Source organism: Methylobacterium brachythecii (assembly GCF_014196345.1).
In the GTDB taxonomy this organism is placed as follows: domain Bacteria; phylum Pseudomonadota; class Alphaproteobacteria; order Rhizobiales; family Beijerinckiaceae; genus Methylobacterium; species Methylobacterium brachythecii.
Map to the genome: position 1 here is coordinate 752,269 of NZ_JACIDN010000002.1, position 16,388 is coordinate 768,656.

16 protein-coding genes are annotated in these 16,388 nt (G+C 67.6%); 4 read left to right on the forward strand and 12 right to left on the reverse strand.

Annotated features, from left to right (window positions below):
* Positions 1–202: 202 nt before the first annotated feature.
* A complete protein-coding gene (locus GGR33_RS26225) occupies positions 203–1,231 on the reverse strand; it encodes a methyl-accepting chemotaxis protein (protein ID WP_183503436.1) in 1,029 nt (342 codons plus the stop codon).
* Positions 1,232–1,435: 204 nt separating this feature from the next.
* Entirely contained in the window at positions 1,436–2,776 is a 1,341-nt protein-coding gene (aptA, locus tag GGR33_RS07555; RefSeq protein ID WP_183503438.1) for an omega-aminotransferase AptA, read from the reverse strand.
* Between the two features lie 297 nt (positions 2,777–3,073).
* Between aptA and GGR33_RS07560 the strand changes: the two genes are divergently transcribed.
* Genes GGR33_RS07560 through GGR33_RS07575 form a run of 4 tightly spaced genes read left to right on the forward strand, consistent with a single transcriptional unit; the run spans position 3,074 to position 5,898 of the window.
* Positions 3,074–3,553: a DUF2948 family protein gene (locus GGR33_RS07560; protein WP_183503440.1), complete on the forward strand. Its 480-nt coding sequence runs from the start codon at positions 3,074–3,076 to the stop codon at positions 3,551–3,553.
* Positions 3,550–4,845, forward strand: coding sequence for a histidinol dehydrogenase (hisD, locus tag GGR33_RS07565; protein ID WP_183503442.1), 1,296 nt, complete (start codon positions 3,550–3,552; stop codon positions 4,843–4,845). Before GGR33_RS07560 ends, hisD begins: the two co-directional genes overlap by 4 nt.
* 40 nt (positions 4,846–4,885) lie before the next feature.
* The gene (locus tag GGR33_RS07570) at positions 4,886–5,392 is read left to right on the forward strand and encodes a UPF0262 family protein (RefSeq protein WP_183503444.1); all 507 of its coding nucleotides are present in this window, start codon (positions 4,886–4,888) and stop codon (positions 5,390–5,392) included.
* Between the two features lie 32 nt (positions 5,393–5,424).
* The gene (locus GGR33_RS07575; protein WP_183503446.1) at positions 5,425–5,898 is read left to right on the forward strand and encodes an arsenate-mycothiol transferase ArsC; all 474 of its coding nucleotides are present in this window, start codon (positions 5,425–5,427) and stop codon (positions 5,896–5,898) included.
* A gap of 58 nt (positions 5,899–5,956) precedes the next feature.
* Here GGR33_RS07575 and GGR33_RS07580 read toward each other — a convergent pair whose 3' ends face one another.
* From GGR33_RS07580 to GGR33_RS25715, 10 genes are all read right to left on the reverse strand, one after another.
* Positions 5,957–6,124, reverse strand: a complete 168-nt coding sequence (locus GGR33_RS07580; RefSeq protein ID WP_183503448.1) for a hypothetical protein — start codon at positions 6,122–6,124, stop codon at positions 5,957–5,959.
* Positions 6,125–6,353: 229 nt separating this feature from the next.
* The gene (locus GGR33_RS07585) at positions 6,354–7,220 is read right to left on the reverse strand and encodes a C40 family peptidase (protein WP_183503450.1); all 867 of its coding nucleotides are present in this window, start codon (positions 7,218–7,220) and stop codon (positions 6,354–6,356) included.
* Between the two features lie 61 nt (positions 7,221–7,281).
* The gene (locus tag GGR33_RS07590; RefSeq protein WP_183503452.1) at positions 7,282–7,461 is read right to left on the reverse strand and encodes a hypothetical protein; all 180 of its coding nucleotides are present in this window, start codon (positions 7,459–7,461) and stop codon (positions 7,282–7,284) included.
* Between the two features lie 62 nt (positions 7,462–7,523).
* Positions 7,524–8,225 carry a response regulator gene (locus GGR33_RS07595; RefSeq protein ID WP_183503454.1) on the reverse strand — a complete coding sequence of 234 codons (702 nt, stop codon included), beginning with the start codon at positions 8,223–8,225 and terminating at the stop codon, positions 7,524–7,526.
* 160 nt (positions 8,226–8,385) lie between these two features.
* Positions 8,386–11,106 carry a sensor histidine kinase gene (locus GGR33_RS07600; protein WP_183503456.1) on the reverse strand — a complete coding sequence of 907 codons (2,721 nt, stop codon included), beginning with the start codon at positions 11,104–11,106 and terminating at the stop codon, positions 8,386–8,388.
* A gap of 23 nt (positions 11,107–11,129) precedes the next feature.
* Positions 11,130–11,735 carry a K(+)-transporting ATPase subunit C gene (locus GGR33_RS07605; protein ID WP_183503458.1) on the reverse strand — a complete coding sequence of 202 codons (606 nt, stop codon included), beginning with the start codon at positions 11,733–11,735 and terminating at the stop codon, positions 11,130–11,132.
* 145 nt (positions 11,736–11,880) lie between these two features.
* Complete coding sequence (gene kdpB / locus GGR33_RS07610) at positions 11,881–13,971, reverse strand: potassium-transporting ATPase subunit KdpB (protein ID WP_183503460.1); 2,091 nt, start codon at positions 13,969–13,971, stop codon at positions 11,881–11,883.
* A 238-nt stretch (positions 13,972–14,209) separates the two neighbouring features.
* Entirely contained in the window at positions 14,210–15,925 is a 1,716-nt protein-coding gene (gene kdpA / locus GGR33_RS07615) for a potassium-transporting ATPase subunit KdpA (protein ID WP_183503462.1), read from the reverse strand.
* A gap of 14 nt (positions 15,926–15,939) precedes the next feature.
* Positions 15,940–16,029, reverse strand: coding sequence for a K(+)-transporting ATPase subunit F (gene kdpF / locus GGR33_RS07620; protein ID WP_183503464.1), 90 nt, complete (start codon positions 16,027–16,029; stop codon positions 15,940–15,942).
* 11 nt (positions 16,030–16,040) lie between these two features.
* The coding region (locus GGR33_RS25715; protein WP_210301865.1) for a hypothetical protein at positions 16,041–16,388 on the reverse strand (348 nt) is incomplete at its 5' end.

Here is a 16,388-nt window from a genome sequence, read left to right on the forward strand (position 1 = left end):
GCTTGTTTTGGTCGAGAGCGCGGAGAAAAGCACCTCGGACTTTTTGGAGGTTTTTCCGAAATTTAATTTGAATAGCTTCGCATCCGCCGAAAGCAGCGACTTCAGGATCCGGCAGGCCCGCGGCCGGTGAAGGACCCGCCTTGCCGCCCGCCACCGATGAACTGAGCGGCGACGGTTCTCACGGACGTTGGGATCCGCGCCGCTACTGCTCGATCACGCCGCGCCAGCCGAGCCCGCGGTAGGTCTCGTAACCCGGCGTCTCGTGGAAGGCGACGACATGGCCTCGCTCGTCGGCATAGTGCCCCTGCGGTTGGCCGCCGGTCCGCAGCGGATAGATCTCGCTCAGCACGCCGCGCCCCTTGGAGCAGGCGATCACTCTGTCACGGGCGTCGAGCAGCATCACGCGTGTGCCCTCGCGCTCGCCGGCGCCGAGGCGGATGCCCTCGACGATCGCGCGGGCCTGTGGCTGCCAGTCGAAGTGGATCGCGAGCACGCCGAGGGCGCGGCCGTCGCTGCGTCCTTCCTCGCGGACACTGGCGCAGTAGGTCGCGACCTGTGCGCCGACGAGGCGCGGCTCGGCGCGAACATCGGCAGCGGTGAACGCATCGCCGTTCGGCAGGCCCATGGCCTCGCGGAACCAAGGCTCTCCGCCGACGCGCATGCCCCTCACCTCGGGATAGGTCTCTGGCCGGCCATTGGCGATGACGCGCCCATCGAGGTCGCACAGCCAGAGATCGAGATAGACCGTGTAGGCATTGAGGATCACACCGAGCCGCTCACTGGCATAGACCACGGCCTCGGGGGTCGGCTGCACGGCACAATCCACCACCGCTGCATCGGTCGCCCACCAGCGCACGTCGCAGGTGCGCTCATAGAGATTGCGATCGATCAGCTCGACGGCGTTCAGGGCCAGGTCGACGCAGCGCGTGGCGCGCGCCTCGTCGGCCAGGCGTCCGACGGCCTGAGTGAGATTTTCGACGCCGTCGCTCAGGCTGTGGCCGAGGGCGGCGGCGAGGCGCTCGACTTCTGCGGAGACGACGCGCACCTCCTGGGCGACCACGGAGAAGCCTGCGCCCTTCTCGCCGGCATGGGCCGCCTCGATCAGTGCATTCAGCGCGAGCAACTTCATGCGCTGCGTGATCGACTGGATGGACGCGAGATTGGCCGACGCGCCGGCCTTCAGTGCAAGCGCGGATTTTCCGACGAGGTCGGACAGGGCGAGGTTGCTCATAAAACCATCCGGGCGCCAACGACCGCTGCAATGCTTCGTTGCATCGCAAAATAATCCCGTCCGGATCTATAAAAATCTGACGTTAACAAAACCTACCCTGCACGCGGTAGACCAAAGTACGACTTCGGTTGGCGCATCGTATTACCCAAGCAAATCCTGATTATTTCTTGAGCAAATGCTCAGTAAAACATCGCTTGCGGGGCGTCACGCCACCGCTCTGATCATCGCACGCGTTTTTTCTACTAGCTCGCCGATCTGATCTTCGCTGACGATCAGCGCCGGACAGAGGGACAGCGTGTCGCCCGAGATTCGGATCACCAGATCGTTCACGTTGAAAGCGTGGACCATGGCGTCGTAGCCGCGCGCTCCCGGCGCGTCGGCGCTCGGCGCGAGGTCGATGCCGGCGGCGAGTCCGATGGTGCGGATATCGAGCACGTTCGGCTCCTCGCGCAGGCTCATCACGGCTTCCGCGAAGACCGGCTCCAGGGTGCGGGCGCGCTCGAACAGGCCCTCGTCTCGGTAGAGGTCGAGCGTGGCGAGGCCAGCGGCACAGGCGAGCGGGTGGCCGGAATAGGTGTAGCCGTGGAACAGTTCGATCGCCCGCTCGGGCCCCTGCATCAGTGCCGCATGGATGGCCTCACGCACGATGACGCCGCCGAGCGGCACCGCGCCCGAGGTCACGCCCTTGGCGAAGCAGATCATGTCCGGCACGACGCCGTAGCGCTCGGCCGCGAAGGCGAAGCCGAGACGGCCGAAGCCCGTGATTACCTCGTCGAAGATCAGCAGGATGCCGTGCCGGTCGCAGAGCGCACGCAGCCGCTGCAGGTAGCCCTTCGGGGGCGCCAGCACACCAGTCGATCCGGCCATCGGTTCGACGATCACCGCGCCGATGGTCGAGGCATCGTTCAGGGCGACGATCCGTTCGAGATCGTCGGCCAGATGCGCGCCCCATTCGGGCTCGCCGATGGAGAAGGCCTGCTGCTCGCGATCGTAGGTGTGCGGCAGGTGGTCGATTCCGGAGAGGCCGTGGCCGAAGGCCTTGCGATTGGCCGGCAGACCGCCGACCGAGATGCCGCCGAAGCCGGTACCGTGATAGCCGCGCTCGCGCCCGATCAGCCGGGTCCGGCCGCCCTCCCCTCTCGCATGGCGATAGGCCAGCGCGATCTTGAGCGCCGTATCGACGGATTCTGAACCCGAATTGCAGAAGAAGACGTGGTCGAGATCGCCTGGCGCCAGGGCCGCGATCCGAGAAGCGAGCGCGAAGGCGCCTTCGTGCCCGAACTGGAAAGGCGGCGCATAGTCGAGCCGCGCGGCTTGGTCCTGGATCGCGGCAACGATCGGGGCGCGGTTGTGCCCGGCGTTGCAGCACCACAGCCCGGAAATGCCGTCGAGCAACCGCCGCCCGTCCGGCGTGCAGTAGGTCATGCCCTCCGCGCTGGCGATCAGGCGTGGATCACGCTTGGCCGCGCGGTTGGCGGTGAAGGGCATCCACCATGCGTCGAGGTCGTTGCGCGAAGCGTTCATCAGACCGAAATGCTGTTCCATCGGCGCGAAATCGCGGTCGTCATGCGGCAGCGTGTGACAATGCTCGATTCAGTACGTGCCGATGATGATGTTGGCCATCTTACGCATGGCCATCATTGGCGTCAGCTTATCGGGCGCCTGGGCTCGCCGAGCTCGTGAGCACCGATCGGCGCGCTGGGACGGCAATGCCGCGTGTCGTCCCAGGAGTGGCGCGCGCCTGCTTCTGCCGCAGTTGCCGCGAGGGAAGTGCCTCGCTACCTACACGCCAACCGATCGCCGGCTGCGCCGACGCGCGCACCACCCTCACCGGAGCCCTCCGTGGAGCTTTTGAAGCTCGCCGCCCTCGACGCCGACGATCTCGCCGTCGTCTCCGCGCATCTGCAGGACGCGATCCTGCGCGCGGACGATCTCGCTTGGCTCGCGGGCGAGCATCGTTTCGTGCTGGTCGCTCGCCGCTTCGACCGCGACACCGCGCCTGGCGAGGCCCCGCGGCGGCGGCTCGTCGGCATGCATTTCGAGCGCGTGCTGAGCGTGAAGACCAAGGGCATCGCGCCGGGGCACGCCACGGACGAGACCCTGAGCCTGCTCGCCGTCACGTTCGAGCCGGGCGAAGCCCCATCCGGTACCGCGACCCTGGTCTTTGCCGGCGGTGCCGCGATTCGGCTCGACCTCGAATGCATCGAGGTCCGCCTGAAGGATCTCGGTCCCGTCTGGGAAGCGGAGGGGCGCCCCGACCACGACGCCGAGCAAGCCGGGCAGGCTGCGCTCGAGGGCCAGACCCGAGACCTCACATCATGATCCGCCTCGACAGCCGCGCCGCCGATTTCGGCGACGCCTTTGCCCGCCTGCTCAGCGTCAAGCGCGAGATCTCCGAGGATGTCGACGAGACCGTGCGCGGCATCATCAAGGGGGTGATCGCCGGCGGCGATGCGGCGCTGGTCGATTACAGCCGCCGTTTCGATCGCCTCGGCGAGGACTTTTCGGAAGTCACTTTGCGCTTCACCGCGGACGAGATCGAGGCCGCGATGGCCGAGTGCTCGGCCGAGACGCTGGCGGCCCTTCGCCTCGCCGCCGAACGGATCGAGACCTATCACCGCCTCCAGGTCCCGAAGGATCACCTCGCCACCGACGATCTCGGCGTGACCTCGGGCTGGCGTTGGACGGCGCTCGAATCCGTCGGGCTCTACGTCCCCGGCGGCACCGCGAGCTATCCCTCCTCGGTGCTGATGAACGCGATTCCCGCGCGCGTCGCCGGTGTGCCGCGCGTCGCCATGGTGGTGCCGACGCCCGAGGGCCGGCTCAACCCGCTGGTGCTCGCCGCCGCTCACATCTCCGGCGTCACCGAAATCTTCCGGATCGGCGGCGCGCAGGCCGTGGCGGCGCTGGCCTACGGCACGCAGAGCGTGGCGCCGGTGGCGAAGATCGTCGGCCCCGGCAATGCCTATGTCGCGGCGGCCAAGCGCCGGGTGTTCGGCCAAGTCGGCATCGACATGATTGCCGGCCCCTCCGAGGTGCTGATCCTCGCCGACCATCACGCCAATCCCGACTGGATCGCCGCCGACCTCCTGGCCCAGGCCGAGCATGACGAGGCGGCTCAGGCGATCCTCATCACGACCTCCGACAGCCTTGCCGAGCAGGTCGAGCAGTCCGTCGAGCGCGCGCTCGGCACCATGTCCCGCGAAAGCATCGCACGGGCGAGCTGGCGCGATTACGGCGCGATCATCCGCGTGGCGAATTTCGACGAGGCCGTCCCGCTGGTCGACCGGCTCGCGCCCGAGCATCTCGAGGTCGAGACGGAGGATGCCGAGGCACTCTCCCTCAAGATCCGCAATGCCGGCGCCATCTTCCTCGGTTCACACACGCCCGAGGCAATCGGCGACTATGTCGGCGGCCCCAACCACGTGTTGCCCACCGCCCGCTCGGCGCGGTTCTCCTCGGGGCTCTCGGTGCTCGACTTCATGAAGCGCACCTCGATCCTGCGTTGCGACCCGGCCGCTTTGCGGGCACTCGGCCCTGCGGCCATCGCCCTCGGGCACTCCGAAGGCCTGGATGGTCACGCCCGCTCGGTCGCGATCCGCTTGAACCTCTGATAGGCGTGTCCTGACGCGAAGCTGAGAGAAGGCAACGGCGATGCCGGCCGAGGCGGACAAAGCGACTGAGACCGACGCCTCGACCAACCGCCTCGCGGCGGTGAGCCTCGACGAGGCCTCGATCAGTCGCGGCAATCCGGATCAGGAACACGAGCGCGCTATCGCGATCTTCGACATCCTGGAGGAAAACTCCTTCAGCCTGCCGGGCCGCGATCACGGCCCCTATGCGCTGGTGATCGGCCTCGTGGAGAACAAGCTGTCCTTCGCCATCTCGACGGAGAAGGGCGAGGCGGTGATGACCCACCTGCTCTCGCTCTCGCCGTTCCGGCGGGTGATCCGCGACTACGAAATGGTCTGCGAGAGCTATTACAGCGCCATCCGCACCGCCTCGCCTACCCAGATCGAGGCGATCGACATGGGCCGGCGCGGTCTGCACAACGAGGCTTCGGAACTGCTGAAGCAGCGCCTCGACGGCAAGGTCGACCTCGACCACCAGACCGCACGGCGGCTGTTCACCCTGGTCTTCGCCTTGCATTGGAAGGGCTGACGGGCGTGCGTCGCGCGTCCTGAGGAACCGGCATGGCGGACGAGGCTCCCCCCGGCGGCCCTGCGAAGAAACGGCGGGTCCAGGCCGTTCTGTTCATGTGCAACTTCAACGCCGTCCGCTCCCTCGCGGCGGAGGCCATCGCGCGGCATTATTTCGGCAAGTCGATCTACGTGCAGTCGGCCGGGATCCGCACTGGGGAGCCGCGCGATCCGCTCATGGTGGCCGCCCTCGACGAGATCGGCATCGACGCCTCGCGCCATAAGCCGCGCACGGTCGAAGAGTTGGAGGAGTGGGAGGGCCTGAACTTCGACCTGATCGTCACGCTCTCGCCGGAGGCGCACCACAAGGCGATCGCGCTCACGCATACTCTTGCGGCGGATGTCGAATATTGGCCGACGCCCGATCCGACGCTCAACCAGGACGGCACCCGAGAACAGCGCCTCGACGGCTACCGCGACGTGCGCGACGGCCTCACCTATCGGATCAAGTCACGGCTGAAGAGCTGAGCCCGGCCATTGCCGTGCAAAGCCTTCCCGGCTGAATGTCCGGCGAAACGATGAAGGCTTACTTTTCGGTCTGAACCGCTTCGGCGGCAGCGGCGCGCTGCGCCCATGACGCGCGCAGGTCCTTCACCATCTGCGTGATGAACATCTCGAACGAGACGTACGAGAAGATCGCGATGCAGATCAGGAGGGCGAGAGAGACCAGGGTCTTGGCGGTTGCGACGTCCACGGCGAAATGTCCAAATGCGATGTGTCAGGCGAAGGGCTGAATAAGGAGGCCTGAATTCCTTTGCGCTCAGCGCATGGCATTCATATGAACCTGCCCCAGACCGGCCGCCGTGCGCAGACGCACCTCGCCCTGCACCGGACGAGCTTTTGCAAGTGTGTCCTAAGATTTCGCAAAAATCAGAAACGCATTTGGCGAGTCTTCGCCGAATCCATCCGCCGAATGGGCTAGTCTATGCCGCGGCCTGCGAAAGACGCCGGATCGAGGTGACCGCGCCGAAACTCTTCTCGGCGATCCGCTCCACCGCTTCGCGCAGCGGCTCCACGGCGACGGTCATATGGTGGCCGTTGGCGTGGATGAGCCGCTCGGCATCGAGCATGAGGCCGACATGGCCCTTCCAGAAAACCACGTCGCCGCGTTGCAGGCCGTCGAGGCCCAAACGGAGCGGCTCGCCGAGAGCGGCTTCCTGCATGTCGGTGTCGCGCGGACAGGCCATGCCGGCCATCAGCAGGGAGAGCTGGACGAGCCCCGAGCAGTCGAGCCCGAGGCTGGTGCGGCCGCCCCAGAGATAGGGCGTGCCCACGAGCCGCTCGGCCGTCGCGCAGAAATCCGGCTGCCGATCCCCCAGGTCTCCGGCATGGTCAGCGACGATGTAGGCACCCGGCCGGATGCGCAGATAATCTCCCTCGCGCGCCTCGGAAGCGAAGGTCGCGCCCAGGCTGAGATGGCCGAGATTCGGCCGCTTCATGTTGGGTGCGGGGTAGAGGAAGGTGCGAAGCGCCGTGACGCGATCGGTCGGCTCGGCACCGATCGGACCGAGAGCGGCCTCGGGCAGGTAACCTACATAGCCGTCGAGCCCGAGCTGCACGAAGGCGAAGCCGTCCCGGGCCTCGTAGAGCGTGACGGCCTCGCCCATCACCGCCTCGGTTTCGTAACCGGCTTCGCTGTCAGGGCGTTTGCGCAGAGGCGCAGATGGCGCGACGACGCGGCGAGCTTCACCCGCAACATACCGCTCGGCCTCGACGAGCCCCTTCAGATGCAGGGCGGCCAGATCGGGCCGTGCGGGCGTCAGGCGGGGATCACGGGCGTCGAGCGTCATGCCCACGATCCGATGACGAACGGTCTGGACAAGTCAACGCGGTTTGGGCCGAAGCGGCTACCTAATGTCGGGTATCGCTCACCGGAGGCGTGGCGGTTCGTGCCTCCTCGTCCGCCGTGTAGCCCTCCAGCCAATCCAGGCTGTCCTGGGAGCCAGCGCGATAGGGATTGTCCTCGTCCGACTGGTTCGCCGCCTTCGCGGCGCGGCCTTCGTCGTAGATCGTCTGGGAATGAATGAGCATGATGGCGCCCTCCTGTTCCAGGAGAACAAAGCGCTAGTGCGTCGCCGGTTCCGGGAGGCCGGCTAACCGGCGACGGCCGGCTCCTCCGGCGCCTTGAGCCGGTAGCCGATTCCGGTTTCGGTGAGCAGGATGCGCGGGCGCTCGGGGTCGGCCTCCAGCTTCTGGCGGAGCTGGCGCATATAGACCCGGAGATATTGCGGATCGGCCGAGACCGAGACCCGGCTGAGCAACTGCGAATGCGTCAGCACCTTGCCGGCATGCTGCACGAGGATGCGCAGGAAATCGTATTCCCGCGGCGTCAGCTTCACCTCCTCCTCGTTCACGCGCACGATGCGGCGCACGAGATCGACGGATAAGCCGTCCACCTTGAAGACCGCACGCTCGCCCTGCGTCGCGAGCCGATGGCGCAAGGCGTTGCGCAGCCGCGCCAACAGTTCGGCCATGCCGAAAGGCTTCGTGACGTAGTCGTCGGCGCCGAGATCGAGCGCCTCGACCTTGCCTGGCTCGTCGTCGCGGCTCGACAGGACCACGACGGGCAGATCCGGCTTGCGCTCGTGGATGGCGCGCAACAGGTCGTGCCCGCGCATGTCGGGCAGGCCGAGATCGAGAATCGCGAGGTCGATGGTCTCGGCAGCGAGCGCATCGAGGGCGGCCTTTCCGGTGGCGGCCTCGACGATGGCGTAGCCTTGCGTGGTGAGCCCCATCCGCAGCAGCTTCCGGATGGGAGGCTCGTCGTCGATGACGAGGATGGTGGCAGCGGTCATGGACGCGCCCATCTCTCCTCCCCCTTGCGGGGAGGAGTTGGAGGTGGGGGTGGTCCCGCCGGGCTCGGTCGGCGGCAGGCGGAACCACCCCCACCCCTGCCCCTCCCCGCAAGGGGGAGGGGATGGCGGCTCCTCCCTTCGCGATGGTCCGAATCCTCTCTCATGCCGCCAATTCCGATGCACTTTGAGCGGTGGTCGAAACAGGTAAGGTCAACGAGAACACAGCCCCTCCCCGCTCGCGCCGGTTGGCGGCAGTCAGCCGTCCCCCCATCGCCTCGATGAACCCGCGGGCGATGGCGAGGCCGAGACCGGTGCCGGCGCGGACCCGATCGCCCTTCCGCGCCCGATAGAACTTTTCGAAGACCCTCTCGGCATCGCCTTCGGGAAGGCCTTCGCCCTCGTCGAGCAAGTCGATGCGCAGGCTCGCTCCCTCGCGGCTGCCACGGATCGTCACCGTCGTGCCCTCGGGGGCGTATTTCGCGGCATTGTCGAGCAGGTTCACCAACACCTGCTCGAACAGAACCGGATCGAGCGAGACCGGCGGCAGACCGGGGGCCATCTCCACGACGACGCGGTGGTCCGCGAGGATCTTCTCCATGCGCCGAAGCGCCGTGGCGACGATCTCGGCAACGTCGTGCTGGGCGAGGTTCGGGGCGACTGCGCCCGCTTCCAGCCGGGTCATGTCGAGGAGATTGGCGATGAAGCGGTTGAGCCGCTCCGATTCCGCGACGATCGTCGCCAGCAGGTCGGCCTTGGATTCCCGTGGCAGGGCCTCGTCGAGATCGCGCAGCGTCGTGGCGGCGCCGAGCACCGAGGCGAGCGGCGTGCGCAGGTCGTGCGAGATCGAGGTGAGCAGCGCTTGGCGCAGCCGGTCGGTCTCCGCCGCGCGTTCGGCCCGGTCGAGGTCTTCCACGAGGCGGACCCGCTCGATGGCGAGAGCGCCCATGTCTGTGAGCGCGTCGATCAGGCGGCGGCCCTCCGGCGTCAGCAATGGTCCGCTCGCATCGGAATCGAGCCCGATCACGCCGAGCGTGCCGCGTCCGGTGCGCATCGGCAGAAAAAGGCGTCGGGCGCCGGGCAACGTATCGGCCCCCCGGCCAGCCGGCCGCTCGTTATCGAAGGCCCAGCGCGCGGCAGCGAGATCGGCCTCGTCGAGGTGATCCTCGGGCGGGTAGCCGGCGCGCACCGCCACGCTGCCATCCTCCGGCAGCACGAGAACCACCCGCACCCGCAGCATGGCCGCGACCTGGGCGGCGGTCGCCCAGAGAACATCGTCGAGGGTGCCGCAGCTCGAGAGCTTGCGGCTGAACCCGTAGAGCCGCTCGGTCGCCGAGGCGCGCGCCTGCGAAACCACGGCCTGCTTGCGCGAGCGTGCCGCGAGGTTCGAGACCAGAATGGCGACGAGCGTGAACAGCAGGAAGGCCGCGATGTTGGTCGGGTCGGCAATGGTGAAGGTGTAGAGCGGCGGCAGGAAGAAGAAGTTGTAGGCGAGCGAGGCAGAGACGACCGCCGCGAGCGACGGGCCGAGGCCCAGGCGCACGGCCACCGCGACCACGGCCGTCAGCAGGATCAGGTCGGCATTCTCGACGCCGAGAAGCGGCTGAAGCAGCAGGGCCAGCCCTAGCGCCGAGCCCGTGGCCAGCAACGCTAGCGCATAGGGCAGCGGGCTCCTGCGGGTGCTGCCGGGCGCCGTGTCGACGGTCCTGCGGGGCCGGGACCCGCCTTCGACCGTTTCTCCGCTGATGACGTGGACGCTGATATTGCCGCTGCCACGCACGAGGTCGTGCACCACGGAGCCGTTCACGAGTTCGAACAGCCGCGAGCGGTCCGACTTGCCGACGACGATGTGGATGACGTTGGAGGCGCGGGCATGGGCGAGCACGTCCTCGGCGATGCGCCGGCCGCCCGGAATGGTGACGGGCTCGCCGCCAAGCCGGTCGGCGAGGCGCAGGGCCTCCGCGATCCGGTCGCGCTCCGCCTCACCGAGGGAGGCGCTGCGTGGCCCCTCGACGGTGAGCGCCGTCCAGGGCGCATGCAGCCGGTCGGCGAGGCGCTTGGCGTAGCGCACGAGCCCGTGTGAGCGCGGATCCTCGCTGATACAGACCAGCACGCGCTCGCCGGCGCCCCAGGGGCCGGAGATCGCGTTGGCCCGCATGTGGCTCAAGAGTTCGTCGTCGACGCGGTCGGCCGTGCGGCGAAGCGCCAGCTCACGAAGCGCCGTGAGATTTCCGCGCGAAAAATAATGGAGCAGCGCCCGCTCGGCATTCTGCGGAACGTAGACCTTACCGTCCTTGAGCCGCTGGATCAGGTCGTCCGGGTTGAGATCGACCACCTTGATGTCGTCAGCTCGGTCGAGAATGCCGTCGGGCACCGTCTCGCGCACGCGGATGCGGGTGATCTGGGCGACAACGTCGTTGAGGCTGTCGACATGCTGGATGTTGAGCGTGGTGTGGACGTCGATGCCGGCATCCAGCAGCTCCTCAACGTCCTGGAAGCGCTTGGGATGCCGGCTGCCCGGCGCATTGGTGTGGGCGAGTTCGTCCACCAGAGCCAAAGCCGGCCGGCGGGCGAGCAGCGCATCGAGATCCATCTCCTCGAGCACCGCGCCGTGATAGTCGATCTGCCGCCGTGGCAGCACATCCAGGCCCTCGACCAGGGCCTCGGTCTCGGCCCGGCCATGGGTCTCGACGATGCCCACCACTACGTCGATGCCGGCCTTGGCCCTGGCACGCCCGACGGTGAGCATCTCGTAGGTCTTGCCGACCCCCGGCGCCGCGCCGAGAAAAACCTTCAGCCGGCCGCGCGGGCTCTCCTCCCGGCGCGCGACGTCGAGCAGCGCGTCGGGCGAGGGGCGGCTCGGGTCTCTCCGCTCATCCGGCATGGTGCGATCTTAGCACCGCGCGCTCATTTCCGGGCGAGATCGTCGAGAGCGAGATTGAGCGCCAGCACGTTGACGCGCGGCTCGCCGAGGACGCCGAGCCAGCGGCCCTGAACCTGGCTGGCGACGAGGGCCGCGACCTTCTCCTCCGCGATGCTTCGCGCCTTGGCGACCCGCGGGATCTGGAAGCGTGCCGCCTCCGGCGAGATGTCGGGATCAAGGCCCGACCCGCTCGTCGTGACGAGATCGGTCGGCACCGGCTGAGCGGAATTCTCCGCCTTCAGCGTCGCGACGTCGCCCTTGAGACGCTCGGCCAGCGCGGCGCTGGCCGGGCCGAGATTGGCGCCGCCGGAATTCGCGGCGTTGTAGGGCGCCGGCACCGTCTTCGACGCGTCAGCCGGATCGGGCGCCACGGTGGCGGAGGGGCGGCCATGGAAGTAGCGCTCGCTGCTGAAGCTCTGGCCGATCAGGCCGGAGCCGACGATCGTGCCGTCGCGCTCGATCAGGCTGCCGGCGGCTTTCGCGGGGAAGATCGCCCCGGCGATGCCAGTGATGGCAAGGGGATAGGCGAGCCCGGTGATCGCGGTCAGCGCAACGAGGAGGACGAGAGCGGGGCGCAGATGGGAGAGCATGGGTTGATGTCCGGTGGGCGGGGGCAACTCTCCTCCCCCTTGTGGGGAGGAGTTGGAGGTGGGGGGTGCCAGATGAAGCTCTGCGTCTGATCCTGAGCCACACCCACCCTCGATCCCTCCTCGCAAGGGGGAGGGAAAGTGCTCGTCAGGCCAAGTGCAGCGCACTGACGGCGAGGTCGATCGCCTTGATGCCAACGAAGGGCACCAGGATGCCGCCGAGGCCGTAGATCAGGAGGTTGCGCCAGAGCAACGAAGCGGCGCCGACCGCGCGGTAGGTCACCCCCTTCAGGGCGAGCGGGATCAACGCGATGATGATCAGCGCGTTGAAGATGATCGCAGACAGGATCGCGCTCTGCGGCGAGGCGAGGCCCATGACGTTGAGCGCCTGAAGCTGCGGATAGAGCGTCAGGAACATCGCCGGGATGATCGCGAAGTACTTCGCGACGTCGTTGGCGATGGAGAAGGTGGTCAGCGCGCCGCGGGTCATCAGCAGTTGCTTGCCGATGCCGACGATCTCGATGAGCTTGGTCGGATCGGAGTCGAGATCGACCATGTTGCCGGCCTCGCGGGCGGCGACGGTGCCGGTGTTCATGGCGACGCCGACATCGGCCTGGGCGAGCGCCGGGGCGTCGTTGGTGCCGTCGCCGCACATGGCGACGAGCTTGCCCTGCGCCTGCTCCTTGCGGATCAGCGCGAGCTTGTCCTCGGGCGTGGCCTGCGCGAGGAAATCGTCGACGCCCGCCTCGGCCGCGATGGCAGCGGCGGTCATCGGGTTGTCGCCGGTGATCATCACCGTGCGGATGCCCATCTGGCGCAATTCCGAAAAACGCTCGCGGATGCCGCCCTTCACGATGTCCTTGAGATAGACGACACCGAGCAGCCGGCCGTCTCGTGCCACCGCCAGCGGCGTGCCGCCGGCCTTGGCGATCTCCTCCGCGATCGCGCGCACCTCCCCGACCACCTCGGTCTCCGCGGCCGGATGATAGGCGAGCGCAGCGCTGGAGCCGCGCGTCGCCATCGGCTGACCGGTGACGGAGGCGATGACGGAATCGACCGCGCCCTTTCGGATCGACGAGCCGTCGAGGTCGGCGCCTGACATGCGCGACTGCGCCGTGAAGGGCACGAAGGTGGCGTTCAGCCCGGCCATGTCCCGGGCGCGGATGCCGTATTTCTCCTTGGCGAGCACCACGATGGAGCGGCCCTCGGGTGTCTCGTCGGCGAGCGAGGCGAGCTGGGCGGCATCGGCCAGCTCCTGCTCGGAGACGCCGCGCACCGGGCGAAACTCGGTTGCTTGGCGGTTGCCGAGCGTGATGGTGCCGGTCTTGTCCAGCAGCAGCGTGTCGACGTCGCCCGCCGCCTCGACGGCGCGGCCCGACATGGCGAGCACGTTGAACCGCACCAGCCGGTCCATGCCGGCAATGCCGATCGCCGAGAGCAGCGCGCCGATCGTCGTCGGGATCAGCGTGACGAACAGCGCCACGAGCACGATGAGCGGGATCGACCCGCCAGCGTAGGAGGCGAAACTCGGGATCGTCGCCACTGCGAAGACGAAGACGATGGTGAGCCCCGCGAGCAGGATGTTCAGCGCGATCTCGTTCGGCGTCTTCTGGCGGGCGGCGCCTTCGACCAGCGCGATCATGCGGTCGACGAAGGTCGAGCCGGCCGCAGCGGTGATGCGCACACGGATTTCGTCGGAAATCACCTGGGTGCCGCCCGTCACCGCCGAACGGTCGCCGCCGGATTCCCGGATGACGGGGGCGGATTCGCCGGTGATCGCCGCTTCGTTCACCGAGGCGACACCCTGGATCACCTCGCCGTCGGAGGGGATCAGGTCGCCGGCCTCGACGAGGACGACGTCACCGACCTTGAGGCTCGCGCCGGGCACCGTCTCGTAGTCGCGGCCCGTGCCTGTCAGGCGCTTGGCCGTCATTTCAGTTCGGGTGCGGCGCAGGCTGTCGGCCTGGGCCTTGCCGCGGCCCTCGGCCAGCGCCTCTGCGAAATTCGCGAAGATCAGGGTGAACCAGAGCCAGAGGATGATCTGAGCAGAGAAGAGCAGGTCGGAGCCGCCTGCGAACACGTCGCGCAGGAACAGGAGGGTGGTCAGCGCTGCAACCACCTCCACCGTGAACATCACGGGGTTCCTGATCATGGCGCGCGGGTCGAGCTTTCGCAGCGAACCGAGGAGGGCCGGCCCGATCAGGGCGTAGCTGAAGAGGGAGGAAGTCCGGGAAACCATCGCGAGACGATCCGATGAGAGAAAGCGGGGGCACGGCGTGCGCCGTCAGGAACCGAAGGCGGACAGGCCGGCAAACAGGGCGGCCGCGCCGAGCAGGCCGACGCCGAGCACGGCAAGGATCAGGTCGGAGACCCGCATCGGCGGCATCCGGGCCGCGCGAGCCCGAACCTGGGACCGGGGTCTGTGCTGGCGAAGGCCGGCCGAGGCGATGCGGGCTGGAGGCTGAGCGGGACGCATCTCAGCCTCCCGTCGCGAAGGTCTGGCCGGCGGAACCGGCGAAGTGCTCGACGATCGGGCCGAGCGCCAGGGACGGGAAGAAGGTCAGGCCGCCGACGATTAGGATGACACCGACCAGCAGACCGACGAACAGGCCACCATGCGTCGGGAAGGTCCCCGCGGAGGCCGGCAGCACCGCTTTGCCGGCCAAGGACCCGGCAATGGCGAGTGCCGGGATGATCACGAAGAACCGTCCCACCAGCATGCCGAAGCCGAGCGTGGTGTTGTAGAAGGGCGTGTTTCCGCTGAGCCCACCGAAAGCCGAGCCGTTATTCGCGGCTGCCGAGGTGAAGGCGTAGAGGATCTCGGAAAACCCGTGCGGCCCGGCATTGGCGGGTCCGGCGAGGCCGGCGGCGGTCACCGTGGCGAGCGCGGTGAAGCCGAGCATCATCAGCGGCAGGCAGAGCACGGCGAGCATCGCCATCTTCACCTCGCGCGCCTCGATCTTCTTGCCGAGATATTCCGGCGTGCGACCGACCATGAGCCCGGCCACAAAAATCGCGACGATCACGAAGACCAGCATGCCGTAGAGGCCGGCGCCCACGCCGCCGACGATGATCTCGCCGAGCTGCATGTTGATCATCGGGATCATGCCACCGAGCGCCGTGAAGGCGTCGTGCATGGCGTTGACCGCGCCGCAGGAGGCCGCCGTGGTCACCACCGCGAACAGCGCGGAGCCGACGATGCCGAAGCGGATTTCCTTGCCTTCGAGATTGCCGCCCGGCAGGCCCAGCGCATTCAGCACGGGGCTGCCGGCGCTCTCGGCCCAGTAGGTCACGACGGTACCGGCCAGGAACATCACCCCCATCGCGGCGAGGATGGCCCAGCCCTGGCGCTCGTCGCCGACCTTGCGGCCGAAGACGTTCGTCATCGCCGCACCGAGCGCGAAGATCGCGACCATCTGCACGAAGTTCGAGAGCGCCGTGGGGTTCTCGAAGGGATGCGCGGCGTTGGCGTTGAAGAAGCCGCCGCCATTGGTGCCGAGCATCTTGATCGCAACCTGGCTGGCCACCGGCCCGACCGCGATCGTTTGCTTGACGCCTTCTAGCGTCGTCGCTTCCACGTAGGGGCCAAGAGTCTGCGGCATGCCCTGGAAGACCAGGAACAGGGCCAGGATCACGCAGAGCGGCAGCAGCACGTAGAGCGTGCAGCGGGTCAGATCGACCCAGAACGAGCCGACCGTCTTGGCCGAAGAGCGGGCGAAGCCGCGGACCAACGCCATCGCCAGGGCGATGCCGGTGGCGGCCGAGAGGAAGTTCTGATGGGTCAGCCCCAGCATCTGGGAGAGGTAGGAGAGCGTGCTCTCGCCACCGTAATTCTGCCAGTTGGTGTTGGTGACGAAGCTCGTGGCGGTGTTGAAGGCGAGGTCCGGCGCCACCGCCCCCTGCCCCGCCGGGTTCAGCGGCAGAAGGTCCTGTAAGCGCAGCACCGCGTAGAGCAGTACGAAGCCGAGGACGTGGAAGGCGAGCATGGCGAGGCCGTAACCGAGCCAGCCCTGCTCGTGGCGCGCATCGATCCCAGCGAGCCGATAGAGCGCGCGCTCGACCGGCACGAGCACCGGCGAGAGCAGGGTGCGCTCGCCATCGAAGACGCGGGCCATGTAGAAGCCGAGCGGCTTTGCGAGGGCCAGCACCGCCGCGCAGAACAGCGCGATCTGGATCCATCCGAGGAGGGTCATGAGGGTGGGATCCTTCAGAACCGCTCGGGACGGACGAGGGCGTAGGCGAGGTAGGCGAGGAGGCCGGCGGCCGTCAGCGCGCCGAGCACGAGGTCGAGGGCCACGTGCACCTCCCTCAGAGCCGTTCGCAGACGAGAGCGTAGCCGGCCGCCACGCCAAAGAAGGCGAGGCCGGCGGCGATGAAGACGATGTCGAGCATGATGAATGCGTCCGGCGAGCGAATGCGCTCCAGGCCTTCACGAAAAGTGGCCTGCGCGGATCGACTCGTGCCGGGAAGTGCATGAGGATTCGAGACGCTCGACACGTCGCGCGCATTAGGATCGCATGAGGATCGCATGAGGATCTGGGACACCGGAGAAAGCTTGGCAGCCTGGGCTTCCGGTTTCCGCAATCGCCCTCTCAAGGATCTTCCGGTTTTTTTTGAACCGTTTTGGTTTGTGTTTCGACCCATGGATCGAGGGGC